General features: G+C 46.6%; 3 protein-coding genes, 4 tRNA genes and 5 rRNA genes. 11 read left to right on the top strand and 1 reads right to left on the bottom strand.

Annotated elements, in window-relative coordinates:
- Positions 1–245: 245 nt before the first annotated feature.
- The 10 genes from OCV24_RS12580 (at position 246) to OCV24_RS12535 (ending at position 10,686) form a co-directional block, all read left to right on the top strand.
- Positions 246–3,138: ribosomal RNA gene (locus tag OCV24_RS12580) — 23S ribosomal RNA — on the top strand.
- Positions 3,139–3,275: 137 nt separating this feature from the next.
- Positions 3,276–3,391 (top strand): 5S ribosomal RNA (gene rrf / locus OCV24_RS12575).
- 458 nt (positions 3,392–3,849) lie between these two features.
- A 16S ribosomal RNA gene (locus OCV24_RS12570) occupies positions 3,850–5,402 on the top strand.
- A 67-nt stretch (positions 5,403–5,469) separates the two neighbouring features.
- A tRNA-Ile gene (locus OCV24_RS12565) sits at positions 5,470–5,546 on the top strand.
- Positions 5,547–5,560: 14 nt separating this feature from the next.
- Positions 5,561–5,636, top strand: a tRNA-Ala gene (locus OCV24_RS12560).
- 335 nt (positions 5,637–5,971) lie between these two features.
- A 23S ribosomal RNA gene (locus tag OCV24_RS12555) occupies positions 5,972–8,864 on the top strand.
- Positions 8,865–9,001: 137 nt separating this feature from the next.
- Positions 9,002–9,117: ribosomal RNA gene (gene rrf / locus OCV24_RS12550) — 5S ribosomal RNA — on the top strand.
- The 16S, 23S and 5S rRNA genes sit together here with 4 tRNA genes alongside, the layout of an rRNA operon.
- Positions 9,118–9,184: 67 nt before the next feature.
- Positions 9,185–9,261, top strand: a tRNA-Asp gene (locus OCV24_RS12545).
- Between the two features lie 60 nt (positions 9,262–9,321).
- Positions 9,322–9,398 (top strand) — tRNA-Trp (locus OCV24_RS12540).
- 264 nt (positions 9,399–9,662) lie between these two features.
- Positions 9,663–10,686, top strand: a protein-coding gene (locus tag OCV24_RS12535) for an IS630 family transposase (RefSeq protein ID WP_102505982.1) whose coding sequence is annotated in 2 segments (ribosomal slippage) — positions 9,663–10,109 and positions 10,111–10,686 — 1,023 coding nt in all. Because the reading frame shifts where the segments join, the coding sequence is not laid out codon by codon here.
- A gap of 611 nt (positions 10,687–11,297) precedes the next feature.
- Here OCV24_RS12535 and OCV24_RS12530 read toward each other — a convergent pair.
- Positions 11,298–12,578 (bottom strand): cation:proton antiporter, encoded by a 1,281-nt coding sequence (locus tag OCV24_RS12530; RefSeq protein ID WP_077679902.1) that lies wholly within the window; start codon positions 12,576–12,578, stop codon positions 11,298–11,300.
- A 168-nt stretch (positions 12,579–12,746) separates the two neighbouring features.
- Between OCV24_RS12530 and metH the strand changes: the two genes are divergently transcribed.
- Entirely contained in the window at positions 12,747–16,424 is a 3,678-nt protein-coding gene (gene metH / locus OCV24_RS12525; protein ID WP_150878712.1) for a methionine synthase, read from the top strand.
- The last annotated feature ends 85 nt before the right edge of the window (positions 16,425–16,509 follow it).

Below are 16,509 nucleotides of genomic sequence, written 5' to 3'. Positions count from 1 at the left end.
TATCTTTATTGATAAACACAACAAACACATTCAAGTGTCTTGTATTCGAATGATCAGAAATGATTGTTCATTTTTTGATTCTACTTTTTATTAAAAAGTGGAAACAAAAAGTAAATTGAGTCCGGCAAACAGTTATCAGGAATTAACCCTTCTTGATGACAACCAAAAACCTTGGTTAGTTGCCATACGCTTATTTGTCTTCACTTTTTAAAGTGAAAGCAAATAGAAACCCTTTCGGGTTGTATGGTTAAGTGACTAAGCGTACACGGTGGATGCCTTGGCAGTCAGAGGCGATGAAAGACGTAATAACTTGCGATAAGCCCAGATTAGGTAGTAATAACCTTTTGAGTCTGGGATTTCTGAATGGGGAAACCCACGTGCACAAGCACGTATCCTGTTGTGAATACATAGCAACAGGAGGCAAACCGGGGGAACTGAAACATCTAAGTACCCCGAGGAAGAGAAATCAACCGAGATTCCGAAAGTAGCGGCGAGCGAAATTGGATTAGCCCTTAAGCTTTTAATGATGCAGGTGAAGCCTCTGGAAAGTGGCGCAGTAAAGGGTGATAGCCCCGTAACCGACACATCATCATCAGTGAAATCGAGTAAGGCGGGACACGTGATATCCTGTCTGAATATGGGGGGACCATCCTCCAAGGCTAAATACTACTGACTGACCGATAGTGAACCAGTACCGTGAGGGAAAGGCGAAAAGAACCCCTGTGAGGGGAGTGAAATAGAACCTGAAACCGTGTACGTACAAGCAGTAGGAGCACCTTCGTGGTGTGACTGCGTACCTTTTGTATAATGGGTCAGCGACTTAATTTTAGTAGCAAGGTTAACCGTTTAGGGGAGCCGTAGGGAAACCGAGTCTTAACTGGGCGTACAGTTGCTAGGATTAGACCCGAAACCAGGTGATCTAGCCATGGGCAGGTTGAAGGTTGAGTAACATCAACTGGAGGACCGAACCGACTAATGTTGAAAAATTAGCGGATGACTTGTGGCTAGGGGTGAAAGGCCAATCAAACCTGGAGATAGCTGGTTCTCCCCGAAAGCTATTTAGGTAGCGCCTCGGACGAATACTACTGGGGGTAGAGCACTGTTAAGGCTAGGGGGTCATCCCGACTTACCAACCCTTTGCAAACTCCGAATACCAGTAAGTACTATCCGGGAGACACACGGCGGGTGCTAACGTCCGTCGTGGAGAGGGAAACAACCCAGACCGCCAGCTAAGGTCCCAAAGTATAGCTAAGTGGGAAACGATGTGGGAAGGCTCAGACAGCCAGGATGTTGGCTTAGAAGCAGCCATCATTTAAAGAAAGCGTAATAGCTCACTGGTCGAGTCGGCCTGCGCGGAAGATGTAACGGGGCTAAGCTATACACCGAAGCTGCGGCTACGTACCTTAGGGTATGTGGGGTAGGGGAGCGTTCTGTAAGCCGTTGAAGGTGGTCTGTAAGGGCTGCTGGAGGTATCAGAAGTGCGAATGCTGACATGAGTAACGATAAAGGGAGTGAAAAACTCCCTCGCCGGAAGACCAAGGGTTCCTGTCCAACGTTAATCGGGGCAGGGTAAGTCGACTCCTAAGGCGAGGCCGAAAGGCGTAGTCGATGGGAAACGGGTTAATATTCCCGTACTTCTTACAATTGCGATGGGGGGACGGAGAAGGCTAGGTGGGCCTGGCGACGGTTGTCCAGGTTCAAGTATGTAGGCGGAAAGTTTAGGTAAATCCGGACTTTCTTAACGCTGAGATACGATGTCGAGCACCTACGGGTGTGAAGTCATTGATGCCATGCTTCCAGGAAAAGCCTCTAAGCTTCAGATTGTAAGGAATCGTACCCCAAACCGACACAGGTGGTCGGGTAGAGAATACCAAGGCGCTTGAGAGAACTCGGGTGAAGGAACTAGGCAAAATGGTACCGTAACTTCGGGAGAAGGTACGCTCTTATCAGTGAAGTCCCTTGCGGATGGAGCAGACGAGAGTCGCAGATACCAGGTGGCTGCAACTGTTTATTAAAAACACAGCACTGTGCAAAATCGTAAGATGACGTATACGGTGTGACGCCTGCCCGGTGCCGGAAGGTTAATTGATGGGGTTAGACTTCGGTCGAAGCTCTTGATCGAAGCCCCGGTAAACGGCGGCCGTAACTATAACGGTCCTAAGGTAGCGAAATTCCTTGTCGGGTAAGTTCCGACCTGCACGAATGGCGTAATGATGGCCACGCTGTCTCCACCCGAGACTCAGTGAAATTGAAATCGCTGTGAAGATGCAGTGTACCCGCGGCTAGACGGAAAGACCCCGTGAACCTTTACTACAGCTTGGCACTGAACATTGAACCTACATGTGTAGGATAGGTGGGAGACTATGAAATTGCGTCGCTAGATGTGATGGAGTCGTCCTTGAAATACCACCCTTGTAGTTTTGATGTTCTAACGTTGGTCCCTGAATCGGGATTACGGACAGTGCCTGGTGGGTAGTTTGACTGGGGCGGTCTCCTCCCAAAGAGTAACGGAGGAGCACGAAGGTGGGCTAAACACGGTTGGACATCGTGTGGTTAGTGCAATGGCATAAGCCCGCTTGACTGCGAGAATGACAATTCGAGCAGGTGCGAAAGCAGGTCATAGTGATCCGGTGGTTCTGAATGGAAGGGCCATCGCTCAACGGATAAAAGGTACTCCGGGGATAACAGGCTGATACCGCCCAAGAGTTCATATCGACGGCGGTGTTTGGCACCTCGATGTCGGCTCATCACATCCTGGGGCTGAAGTCGGTCCCAAGGGTATGGCTGTTCGCCATTTAAAGTGGTACGCGAGCTGGGTTTAGAACGTCGTGAGACAGTTCGGTCCCTATCTGCCGTGGGCGTTGGAAAATTGAAAGGGGCTGCTCCTAGTACGAGAGGACCGGAGTGGACGAACCTCTGGTGTTCGGGTTGTCATGCCAATGGCATTGCCCGGTAGCTACGTTCGGAATCGATAAGCGCTGAAAGCATCTAAGCGCGAAGCGAGCCTTGAGATGAGTTTTCCCTGGCACTATAAGTGTCCTAAAGGGTTGTCGTAGACTACGACGTTGATAGGCAGGGTGTGTAAGTGCTGCGAGGCATTGAGCTAACCTGTACTAATTGCCCGTGAGGCTTAACCATACAACACCCAAGGGGTTTTGTGGACTCAAAGAGACAGACCTTGAATGCGTTTGAAGAGACTTTTATTGCTCTATTGAATAGAGTAACAGCTTTCCGAATTATTAATTGTCGCAGAGGCGTCAATTAAACAGAATTTGCTTGGCGACCATAGCATTGTGGACCCACCTGACTCCATGCCGAACTCAGTAGTGAAACACAATAGCGCCGATGGTAGTGTGGGGCTTCCCCATGTGAGAGTAGGACATCGCCAGGCTCTTATTTATTTTCACTTTTTTGAAAGTGAAGACAAAAAGTTCGACTTTGTCTATGTAATAGACAAGTCACCATAGGGTTCTAAGTTTTCTTAGTATTTTATGTTGACTTTCAAAGTGGAAAGCGTATTATACGCGTCCTGCTTAAGTGCTAAGGCACTGAAAGCGTTCTCTTTTTAGAGAACACGCTCTTTAACAATTTAAACCTATCAATCTGTGTGGGCACTCGTTGATGAATATCAAAACGTTATTACTTAGGTAATAGCAGTTACTTCGGTAACACAATGATTTCAATGAACTGAGTGACCAATACGAATAACTACTTTCTTTATAGAGAGGGGTTATTTGGCACAGTCAATTCATTACCATTCTGTTGGAATGGTAATAGCTTTAGAATTACATGTTCATTTTCGAATGAATATTAGTTTTGAAGTCAGTATTCGTTGAGTCACAAAATCTTAAATTGAAGAGTTTGATCATGGCTCAGATTGAACGCTGGCGGCAGGCCTAACACATGCAAGTCGAGCGGAAACGACACTAACAATCCTTCGGGTGCGTTAATGGGCGTCGAGCGGCGGACGGGTGAGTAATGCCTAGGAAATTGCCTTGATGTGGGGGATAACCATTGGAAACGATGGCTAATACCGCATGATGCCTACGGGCCAAAGAGGGGGACCTTCGGGCCTCTCGCGTCAAGATATGCCTAGGTGGGATTAGCTAGTTGGTGAGGTAATGGCTCACCAAGGCGACGATCCCTAGCTGGTCTGAGAGGATGATCAGCCACACTGGAACTGAGACACGGTCCAGACTCCTACGGGAGGCAGCAGTGGGGAATATTGCACAATGGGCGCAAGCCTGATGCAGCCATGCCGCGTGTATGAAGAAGGCCTTCGGGTTGTAAAGTACTTTCAGTTGTGAGGAAGGGGGTGTTGTTAATAGCAACATCTCTTGACGTTAGCAACAGAAGAAGCACCGGCTAACTCCGTGCCAGCAGCCGCGGTAATACGGAGGGTGCGAGCGTTAATCGGAATTACTGGGCGTAAAGCGCATGCAGGTGGTTCATTAAGTCAGATGTGAAAGCCCGGGGCTCAACCTCGGAACTGCATTTGAAACTGGTGAACTAGAGTACTGTAGAGGGGGGTAGAATTTCAGGTGTAGCGGTGAAATGCGTAGAGATCTGAAGGAATACCAGTGGCGAAGGCGGCCCCCTGGACAGATACTGACACTCAGATGCGAAAGCGTGGGGAGCAAACAGGATTAGATACCCTGGTAGTCCACGCCGTAAACGATGTCTACTTGGAGGTTGTGGCCTTGAGCCGTGGCTTTCGGAGCTAACGCGTTAAGTAGACCGCCTGGGGAGTACGGTCGCAAGATTAAAACTCAAATGAATTGACGGGGGCCCGCACAAGCGGTGGAGCATGTGGTTTAATTCGATGCAACGCGAAGAACCTTACCTACTCTTGACATCCAGAGAATCCAGCGGAGACGCAGGAGTGCCTTCGGGAGCTCTGAGACAGGTGCTGCATGGCTGTCGTCAGCTCGTGTTGTGAAATGTTGGGTTAAGTCCCGCAACGAGCGCAACCCTTATCCTTGTTTGCCAGCGAGTCATGTCGGGAACTCCAGGGAGACTGCCGGTGATAAACCGGAGGAAGGTGGGGACGACGTCAAGTCATCATGGCCCTTACGAGTAGGGCTACACACGTGCTACAATGGCGCATACAGAGGGCAGCGAGCCAGCGATGGTAAGCGAATCCCAAAAAGTGCGTCGTAGTCCGGATTGGAGTCTGCAACTCGACTCCATGAAGTCGGAATCGCTAGTAATCGTGAATCAGAATGTCACGGTGAATACGTTCCCGGGCCTTGTACACACCGCCCGTCACACCATGGGAGTGGGCTGCAAAAGAAGTAGGTAGTCTAACCTTCGGGAGGACGCTTACCACTTTGTGGTTCATGACTGGGGTGAAGTCGTAACAAGGTAGCCCTAGGGGAACCTGGGGCTGGATCACCTCCTTATACGAAGATATTGACGATGAGTGTCCACACAGATTGATTAGGTTTAGAAAAGTTAAGAGACGATATTGGGTCTGTAGCTCAGCTGGTTAGAGCGCTCGCCTGATAAGCGGGAGGTCGGTGGTTCAAGTCCACTCAGACCCACCAATATCGACCTAGATGGGGCTATAGCTCAGCTGGGAGAGCGCCTGCCTTGCACGCAGGAGGTCTGCGGTTCGATCCCGCATAGCTCCACCATCTTTAAGTATTCTCTTAAGAGAGTCTTTAAAAATGGTTTAATTTATTGAATCAAGCTCTTTAACAATTTGGAAAGCTGACTGATTGATTACTTACGAGTAATTCAATCAAATTTAAAAGTTCTCAATGTTTATCTTTCATTAGATAAACACAACAAACACATTCAAGTGTCTTGTATTCGATTCAAACTTAGTTTGAATCACAATTGAGTCCGGCAAACAGTCATTGAGAATTAACCCTTCTTGATGACAACCAAAAACCTTGGTTAGTTGCCATACGCTTATTTGTCTTTACTTTTTAAAGTGAAAGCAAATAGAAACCCTTTCGGGTTGTATGGTTAAGTGACTAAGCGTACACGGTGGATGCCTTGGCAGTCAGAGGCGATGAAAGACGTAATAACTTGCGATAAGCCCAGATTAGGTAGTAATAACCTTTTGAGTCTGGGATTTCTGAATGGGGAAACCCACGTGCACAAGCACGTATCCTGTTGTGAATACATAGCAGCAGGAGGCAAACCGGGGGAACTGAAACATCTAAGTACCCCGAGGAAGAGAAATCAACCGAGATTCCGAAAGTAGCGGCGAGCGAAATTGGATTAGCCCTTAAGCTTTTAATGATGCAGGTGAAGCCTCTGGAAAGTGGCGCAGTAAAGGGTGATAGCCCCGTAACCGACACATCATCATCAGTGAAATCGAGTAAGGCGGGACACGTGATATCCTGTCTGAATATGGGGGGACCATCCTCCAAGGCTAAATACTACTGACTGACCGATAGTGAACCAGTACCGTGAGGGAAAGGCGAAAAGAACCCCTGTGAGGGGAGTGAAATAGAACCTGAAACCGTGTACGTACAAGCAGTAGGAGCACCTTCGTGGTGTGACTGCGTACCTTTTGTATAATGGGTCAGCGACTTAATTTTAGTAGCAAGGTTAACCGTTTAGGGGAGCCGTAGGGAAACCGAGTCTTAACTGGGCGTACAGTTGCTAGGATTAGACCCGAAACCAGGTGATCTAGCCATGGGCAGGTTGAAGGTTGAGTAACATCAACTGGAGGACCGAACCGACTAATGTTGAAAAATTAGCGGATGACTTGTGGCTAGGGGTGAAAGGCCAATCAAACCTGGAGATAGCTGGTTCTCCCCGAAAGCTATTTAGGTAGCGCCTCGGACGAATACTACTGGGGGTAGAGCACTGTTAAGGCTAGGGGGTCATCCCGACTTACCAACCCTTTGCAAACTCCGAATACCAGTAAGTACTATCCGGGAGACACACGGCGGGTGCTAACGTCCGTCGTGGAGAGGGAAACAACCCAGACCGCCAGCTAAGGTCCCAAAGTATAGCTAAGTGGGAAACGATGTGGGAAGGCTCAGACAGCCAGGATGTTGGCTTAGAAGCAGCCATCATTTAAAGAAAGCGTAATAGCTCACTGGTCGAGTCGGCCTGCGCGGAAGATGTAACGGGGCTAAGCTATACACCGAAGCTGCGGCTACGTACCTTAGGGTATGTGGGGTAGGGGAGCGTTCTGTAAGCCGTTGAAGGTGGTCTGTAAGGGCTGCTGGAGGTATCAGAAGTGCGAATGCTGACATGAGTAACGATAAAGGGAGTGAAAAACTCCCTCGCCGGAAGACCAAGGGTTCCTGTCCAACGTTAATCGGGGCAGGGTAAGTCGACTCCTAAGGCGAGGCCGAAAGGCGTAGTCGATGGGAAACGGGTTAATATTCCCGTACTTCTTACAATTGCGATGGGGGGACGGAGAAGGCTAGGTGGGCCTGGCGACGGTTGTCCAGGTTCAAGTATGTAGGCGGAAAGTTTAGGTAAATCCGGACTTTCTTAACGCTGAGATACGATGTCGAGCACCTACGGGTGTGAAGTCATTGATGCCATGCTTCCAGGAAAAGCCTCTAAGCTTCAGATTGTAAGGAATCGTACCCCAAACCGACACAGGTGGTCGGGTAGAGAATACCAAGGCGCTTGAGAGAACTCGGGTGAAGGAACTAGGCAAAATGGTACCGTAACTTCGGGAGAAGGTACGCTCTTATCAGTGAAGTCCCTTGCGGATGGAGCAGACGAGAGTCGCAGATACCAGGTGGCTGCAACTGTTTATTAAAAACACAGCACTGTGCAAAATCGTAAGATGACGTATACGGTGTGACGCCTGCCCGGTGCCGGAAGGTTAATTGATGGGGTTAGACTTCGGTCGAAGCTCTTGATCGAAGCCCCGGTAAACGGCGGCCGTAACTATAACGGTCCTAAGGTAGCGAAATTCCTTGTCGGGTAAGTTCCGACCTGCACGAATGGCGTAATGATGGCCACGCTGTCTCCACCCGAGACTCAGTGAAATTGAAATCGCTGTGAAGATGCAGTGTACCCGCGGCTAGACGGAAAGACCCCGTGAACCTTTACTACAGCTTGGCACTGAACATTGAACCTACATGTGTAGGATAGGTGGGAGACTATGAAATTGCGTCGCTAGATGTGATGGAGTCGTCCTTGAAATACCACCCTTGTAGTTTTGATGTTCTAACGTTGGTCCCTGAATCGGGATTACGGACAGTGCCTGGTGGGTAGTTTGACTGGGGCGGTCTCCTCCCAAAGAGTAACGGAGGAGCACGAAGGTGGGCTAAACACGGTTGGACATCGTGTGGTTAGTGCAATGGCATAAGCCCGCTTGACTGCGAGAATGACAATTCGAGCAGGTGCGAAAGCAGGTCATAGTGATCCGGTGGTTCTGAATGGAAGGGCCATCGCTCAACGGATAAAAGGTACTCCGGGGATAACAGGCTGATACCGCCCAAGAGTTCATATCGACGGCGGTGTTTGGCACCTCGATGTCGGCTCATCACATCCTGGGGCTGAAGTCGGTCCCAAGGGTATGGCTGTTCGCCATTTAAAGTGGTACGCGAGCTGGGTTTAGAACGTCGTGAGACAGTTCGGTCCCTATCTGCCGTGGGCGTTGGAAAATTGAAAGGGGCTGCTCCTAGTACGAGAGGACCGGAGTGGACGAACCTCTGGTGTTCGGGTTGTCATGCCAATGGCATTGCCCGGTAGCTACGTTCGGAATCGATAAGCGCTGAAAGCATCTAAGCGCGAAGCGAGCCTTGAGATGAGTTTTCCCTGGCACTATAAGTGTCCTAAAGGGTTGTCGTAGACTACGACGTTGATAGGCAGGGTGTGTAAGTGCTGCGAGGCATTGAGCTAACCTGTACTAATTGCCCGTGAGGCTTAACCATACAACACCCAAGGGGTTTTGTGGACTCAAAGAGACAGACCTTGAATGCGTTTGAAGAGACTTTTATTGCTCTATTGAATAGAGAAACAGCTTTCCGAATTATTAATTGTCGCAGAGGCGTCAATTAAACAGAATTTGCTTGGCGACCATAGCATTGTGGACCCACCTGATTCCATGCCGAACTCAGTAGTGAAACACAATAGCGCCGATGGTAGTGTGGGGCTTCCCCATGTGAGAGTAGGACATCGCCAGGCTTTAAATTAAATCTTTAGGTTGACCGACCTGGAGATATGGACGCTCACTTGGTGAGTTGACCACTGCGGAGTGGTAGTTCAGTTGGTTAGAATACCGGCCTGTCACGCCGGGGGTCGCGGGTTCGAGTCCCGTCCACTCCGCCACTTATTCGAACACCTCGCCTAGTGCGAGGTTTTTTCGAATTTGAAGTAAGATAAAGTTTTAGGGGTGTAGCTCCAATTGGCAGAGCAGCGGATTCCAAATCCGCGTGTTGGGAGTTCGAATCTCTCCACCCCTGCCATATTTAAGGCTCTAGTCGCAAGACTGGAGCCTTTTTACTTTTTGGTGTAGCTCCAATTAGCAGATCAGCGGATTCCCCGATTTACCAAAACAGCGCGTGTTGGGAGTTCGAATCTCTCCACCCCTACCATATTTAAGGCTCTAGTCGTAAGACTGGAGCCTTTTTACTTTTTGGTGTAGCTTCAATTAGCAGATCAGCGGATTCCCCGATTTATACCAATTCCATTAAATTAATGATCTAATATAGACTCTGAAAGGAGCCTATATGAACTCAGATTTATCAAAGCTTATCGGCACAACCTCCAACGCGAGGTTGAGGCTAAGATTACTCGCAGTCTCTCACTTTATCGATGGTAAAAATCGAACTGAAATCGCGTCATTCCTTAAAGTCAGTCGTCTCAGTGTGAATAAATGGATCAAGGCCTATCTTGATTTTGGTGTTGAAGGGTTAGTAGAAAAACCTCATACAGGAAGACCTTCCAGACTCACTATTGAGCAAAAAAAACATCTTAAAGAATACGTCACTTCAAATGCAATAAAACCTGAGGGTGGGCGCTTACAAGGGAGTGATATCACACAATTCATCCTTGATGAATTTGATATATCTTACCAACCATCCGGTGTATACCGCTTACTGCATGAACTTAATTTGAGTTGGATAACAACACGTTCAAAGCACCCAAAACAATCAGAAGAAGCTCAAGAATCTTTTAAAAAAATTCCCAATAGAAACGATCCTTAAGATCCCTGGGCATATCCACTTAAAAGAAGTGCTTGTTTGGTTTCAAGATGAAGCTAGATTTGGTCAACGCAATACCACAACCAAGATTTGGGCAGAAAAAGGAACTCGACCTAGAGCCGTTCAACAGCAACAATTTGAGTATGCTTATTTGTTTGGAGCCGTTTGTATCAATACAGGCGAAGCTGAAGCTATTGTTTCACCGTTAAGCAACATGGAAGCAATGACGAAGCATCTTGAATTAATCTCAACGGCGACCCCTAGAGGTAAACATTCCGTGGTTATTATGGATCAAGCGAGCTGGCATCAAACACATTTAGCCAATCATTTTAAGAACATCACGATAATCCATATCCCGCCATATTCACCTGAATTAAACCCGATAGAACAAGTTTGGCAATGGCTTCGACAATACAAGTTAGCGAATAGGTGTTTTGAAAACTATAACGATATAGTGAACTCAGTATGCAATGCTTGGAACAGTTTTTGTGAAGATAAACGAAGAGTCCAATCCCTCTGCTTTAGAGATTGGACTCGATTGGTAAGTTAATTAATGGAATTGGTATTACTAAAACAGCGCGTGTTGGGAGTTCGAATCTCTCCACCCCTACCATATTTAAGGCTCTAGTCGTAAGACTGGAGCCTTTTTACTTTTTGGTGTAGCTCCAATTAGCAGAGCAGCGGATTCCCCGATTTACCAAAACAGCGCGTGTTGGGAGTTCGAATCTCTCCACCCCTGCCATATTTAAGGCTCTAGTCGCAAGACTGGAGCCTTTTTACTTTTTGGTGTTGAAACATGTCATTAGCAGAGCAGCGGATTCCCCGACTTACCAAAACAGCGCGTGTTGGGAGTTCGAATCTCTCCACCCCTGCCATATTTAAGGCTCTAGTCGAAAGACTGAAGCCTTTTTACTTTTTGGTGTTGAACATGTCATTCGTAGAGCAGCGGATTCCCCGATTTACCAAAACAGCGCGTGTGGGAGTTCTAGCGTTTAGCCCACATAGGCGCCTTTGATTGTTCTAATCATCCCCGTATATCTTTCATCTTGAGTTTTTACACATATATTTTGTTTTGATTGTGGAAAAATTGGAGTGGTTAGTTTTTAGCAGGTACAAAAAAGGCCACCTAAATTAGGCAGCCTGATTTAATATTTTTAGATGTTAATCTAGCTCTTTCTCAGCTTGTTTCGCCTTCTCTATCATTGGAGTAATGGTTGAGCCTTGAACTAGAATAGAGAACACAACAACTGCATAGGTCATGACGAGTATGATTTCTTTTACATCGATGAGCTTCTCTTCAACTACCCAAATACCAGAAGGGATTGAAAGTGCCATTGCTAGAGCCAAGCCACCACGAAGCCCACCCCAAGTGAGAATGTTAATTGACCATGGGTTATAAATTCTAAATCGTTTAAATCCGACATAGGATAAGAAAACACTTAGGTAGCGAGCGCTTAATACGAGGGGGACAGCGAATGCCATTAAGATCCAATCCTCTTGATGGAACTTAAATAGCAACATCGACATACCTATTAATAAGAATAATACGCCGTTTAAGAATTCATCTATCAGCTCCCAGAAATGGTCTAGATGATCCTCACTCTCTTTTGAAAAGCCAATGAACCTCGTCCAGTTTCCAATCATGATTCCAGAGACTACCATTGCTAATGGCCCAGATACGTGTAGAACCTCAGCGAAGGCATAGCCCGCAGTTGGTATGCCGAGCGTTAGCAGTAATTCCATTGAGTGATCATCGGTATTGCTGATTAGGTAGTGGAACAGTAAACCTAAAGCAAAGCCATAGACGATCCCCCCAATAGCTTCTTGGACGAATAGCATAGTTACACTACCAACTGTTGGAGCCTCTGTCCCGAATGCAATGGTAAATAGAGTAACGAATATAACTAAGCCAAAACCATCATTAAATAGAGATTCTCCCTCAATTTGAGTTGAGATCCGTTTTGGAGCATCGAGTTTTTTTACGATAGCTAAGACGGCGATTGGATCGGTTGGAGAGATTAAAGACCCAAAGAGTAAGCAATAAATCAGGTCAAATTGAATACCAATGAACTGACAGAACCCGTAGAGAACAAAGCCGATAAAGAATGTTGAAAACAGCGTTGCACCAAGAGCGAGTACTGTTATTTCCCACTTCTGGTCTTTTAGATTCGGTAATTTAATCCCCAGGCCGCCAGCAAAAAGTAAAAATCCTAGTATTCCTTTGAGTAGGAAGTCTTCAAAGTTGATACTGTCAACGGTTTCTGAGGCGATGTCAGCCAATTGGAACCAATTGTTTTGTCCTGCAATGATAATTAATAGAGATAACATCATCGAGCCAGCAGTGATGGCGATAGTTGTCTGCATTTTACCAATTTTACTATTGACGAAAGCAATCAGCATGGCTGCTGCAGACAAGAAACATAAGGTGTAGTAAACCGACATTGGGATTCCAATATGTAACAAAGTATAAACGTGAATTTTCGTTGTCTCATGCTCAAATAGCAAACACTTTTTGTTATTAGTCGGTAATCAATTTCCTGTTTTAGACGTCTAGACTCCTTTTTAATGTGTGATAGGATGGAGAGATAATTAAAGGAATGAGGTTGTACCGTGGGAAGTAATGTAAGGCAAAAGATTGAAGCTTTGTTGAAGCAACGAATTTTACTGATTGATGGTGGCATGGGTACCATGATTCAGGACTATAAATTGGAAGAACACGACTATCGTGGTGAACGTTTCGCTGAATGGCATAGTGATTTAAAAGGCAACAACGACCTATTGGTACTTACACAGCCCAATCTTATCAAAGATATCCATGAAAAATACCTGGAAGCAGGGGCGGATATCCTTGAGACCAATACCTTTAATGCTACAACCATCGCTATGGCTGACTACGATATGGAAGGTCTTAGTGAAGAGATTAACTTTGCTGCTGCTAAGCTAGCTCGTGAAGCCGCTGATAAATGGACAGCAAAAACCCCAGAAAAACCTCGTTTTGTCGCGGGTGTACTAGGTCCAACCAACCGAACTTGTTCTATCTCCCCAGATGTGAATGACCCCGGTTACCGTAATGTTAGCTTTGATGAACTTGTTGAAGCTTATTCTGAGTCCACTCGTGCTCTTATCAAAGGCGGCTCAGATCTTATTCTTATCGAAACCATCTTCGATACGTTAAACGCTAAAGCTTGTTCTTTTGCTGTTGAATCTGTTTTTGAAGAAGTAGGCATCACGCTTCCTGTGATGATTTCCGGAACCATAACTGATGCATCAGGCCGAACGCTTTCAGGACAAACGACGGAAGCATTCTACAACGCCCTTCGTCACGTTAAGCCTATTTCATTTGGTTTGAACTGTGCATTGGGCCCGGATGAGCTACGAGAATATGTCAGCGAGATGTCTCGTATCTCTGAATGTCATGTTTCTGCTCATCCTAACGCTGGTTTACCTAATGCCTTTGGTGAGTATGATCTTTCACCAGAAGAGATGGCAGAGCATGTTAAAGAGTGGGCTGAAAGTGGCTTCTTGAACTTAATTGGTGGCTGTTGTGGTACCACGCCCGAACATATTCGCCAGATGGCTGAGGCTGTAGAGGGGGTAACACCACGTCAGTTGCCTAACCTATCTGTGTCGTGTCGCTTATCCGGTTTGGAACCTCTGACAATCACGAAAGAGTCTTTATTTGTAAACGTGGGTGAACGTACTAATGTTACTGGTTCTGCACGCTTCAAACGCTTGATCAAAGATGAGCTTTACGATGAAGCGTTGAGTGTAGCCCGAGAGCAAGTTGAGAATGGCGCTCAAATTATCGATATCAACATGGATGAAGGGATGCTAGACGCCGAGGCGTGCATGGTTAAATTCCTGAACCTATGTGCCTCTGAACCAGAGATCTCGAAAGTACCTGTCATGGTCGACTCTTCTAAGTGGGAAGTTATCGAAGCTGGCCTGAAATGTATTCAAGGCAAAGGTATTGTTAACTCAATATCTTTGAAAGAAGGCAAAGAGAAGTTTGTCGAGCAAGCTAAATTAGTTCGTCGTTATGGTGCAGCTGTCATCGTGATGGCGTTCGATGAAGTCGGGCAGGCTGATACTCGAGAGCGTAAAGTTGAGATCTGTACCAATGCCTACCATATTCTTGTTGATGAAGTCGGTTTCCCGCCAGAAGATATTATTTTTGACCCGAACATCTTCGCGGTTGCGACTGGTATTGATGAGCATAACAACTACGCGGTTGATTTCATTGAAGCGGTAGGAGACATCAAACGCGATCTCCCGCATGCGATGATCTCTGGTGGTGTGTCGAATGTGTCGTTCTCATTCCGTGGCAACAACTACGTTCGTGAAGCTATCCACGCTGTATTTCTATATCACTGTTTTAAAAACGGTATGGATATGGGCATCGTTAACGCTGGTCAGCTAGAGATTTACGATAACGTTCCAGAAGATCTGCGTGATGCCGTTGAAGATGTAGTATTGAACCGTCGCGATGATTCGACGGAGCGCTTGCTTGATATGGCAACCGAGTACCTAGAGCGAGCGGTGGGTAAAGTCGAAGATAAATCGGCGCTAGAGTGGAGAACATGGCCTGTAGAGAAGCGCTTGGAGCATTCTCTGGTTAAAGGTATTACAGACTTTATTGTCGAGGATACTGAAGAGGCTCGTGTTAATGCTTCGCGTCCTATCGAGGTGATTGAAGGCCCTCTAATGGACGGTATGAACGTTGTTGGTGACCTATTTGGTGAAGGTAAGATGTTCTTACCACAGGTTGTAAAGTCTGCGCGTGTGATGAAACAGGCGGTTGCCCATTTAGAACCTTTCATCAATGCATCCAAAGAAGTGGGCGCAACTAACGGGAAAATTTTGTTAGCGACCGTTAAAGGTGATGTACATGATATTGGTAAAAACATCGTTGGTGTGGTTTTACAATGTAATAACTACGAGATTATCGACCTGGGTGTCATGGTTTCTTGCGAGAAGATTCTTAAGGTAGCCAAAGAAGAGAATGTCGACATCATTGGCCTGTCTGGACTGATTACACCGTCTCTTGATGAAATGGTACATGTTGCTAAAGAGATGGAGAGACAGGGTTTCAAGCTGCCTCTTCTGATTGGTGGCGCAACCACCTCTAAAGCGCACACCGCGGTTAAGATTGAACAGAACTATTCTGAGCCAGTGGTTTACGTAAACAACGCTTCTCGTGCTGTAGGTGTTTGTACTTCACTACTTTCTGATGAATTGAAGCCTGCTTTCGTCGAAAAATTGGATATCGATTATGATCGCGTTCGTGATCAACATAATCGTAAGAAGCCTCGCACTAAGCCTGTCACGCTTGAAAAAGCTCGTGCTAATAAAGTGGCCATTGATTGGGATACTTATACTCCACCAGCACCGGCGAAGCCAGGAGTGCACATATTCAATGACTTTGATGTGGCTACGTTACGTAACTACATTGACTGGACACCATTCTTTATGACGTGGTCTTTAGTTGGTAAGTACCCTGCGATTCTCGATCATGAGGAAGTGGGCGAAGAAGCAAAACGTTTATTCAAAGATGCCAATGATTTACTGGATCGCGTAGAGAAAGAGAAGTTACTTGAAGCACGTGGTATGTGTGCGATGTTCCCTGCAAACAGTGTCGGTGATGATATCGAAGTGTACACTGATGAATCTCGTACCGAAGTTCTAAAAGTTGTGCACAATCTTCGTCAGCAAACTGAGAAGCCAAAAGGCTTTAACTACTGTTTGTCTGATTACATCGCTCCAAAAGAGAGCGGTAAAGCGGACTGGATTGGCGGTTTTGCAGTGACCGGCGGTATTGGTGAGCGTGAATTGGCTGATGAATATAAAGCCAATGGCGATGATTACAATGCAATCATGATTCAAGCCGTTGCAGACCGATTGGCTGAGGCGTTCGCTGAGTATCTACACAAAGAGGTGCGAAAGGACATTTGGGGCTACTCGCCAGATGAAGACTTATCGAACGATGATTTGATTCGTGAGAAATACCAAGGTATTCGTCCTGCTCCAGGTTACCCGGCTTGCCCTGAACATACCGAGAAAGGTACGTTGTGGGAGTTAATGGATGTTGAGAAAGCGATTGATATGTCTTTAACGACGAGCTACGCGATGTGGCCCGGCGCTTCGGTATCCGGGATGTACTTCTCACACCCAGATACTCGATACTTTGCTATTGCACAGATTCAACAGGATCAGGTGGAGAGCTATGCTGAGCGGAAAGGTTGGGATATGTTGGAAGCTGAGAAATGGCTAGGTCCAAACATTAACTAGCTTCTAATCTATGACGAGTTTTGATTCGTAAAGTAAAAGAGAAAGGGTTGCTTATTATAGCAACCCTTTTTGTATTTGTGATTTA

It is taken from the genome of Vibrio kanaloae (genome assembly GCF_024347535.1).
GTDB lineage: Bacteria > Pseudomonadota > Gammaproteobacteria > Enterobacterales > Vibrionaceae > Vibrio > Vibrio kanaloae.
This window is presented reverse-complemented; position numbering and strand designations above follow the sequence as displayed.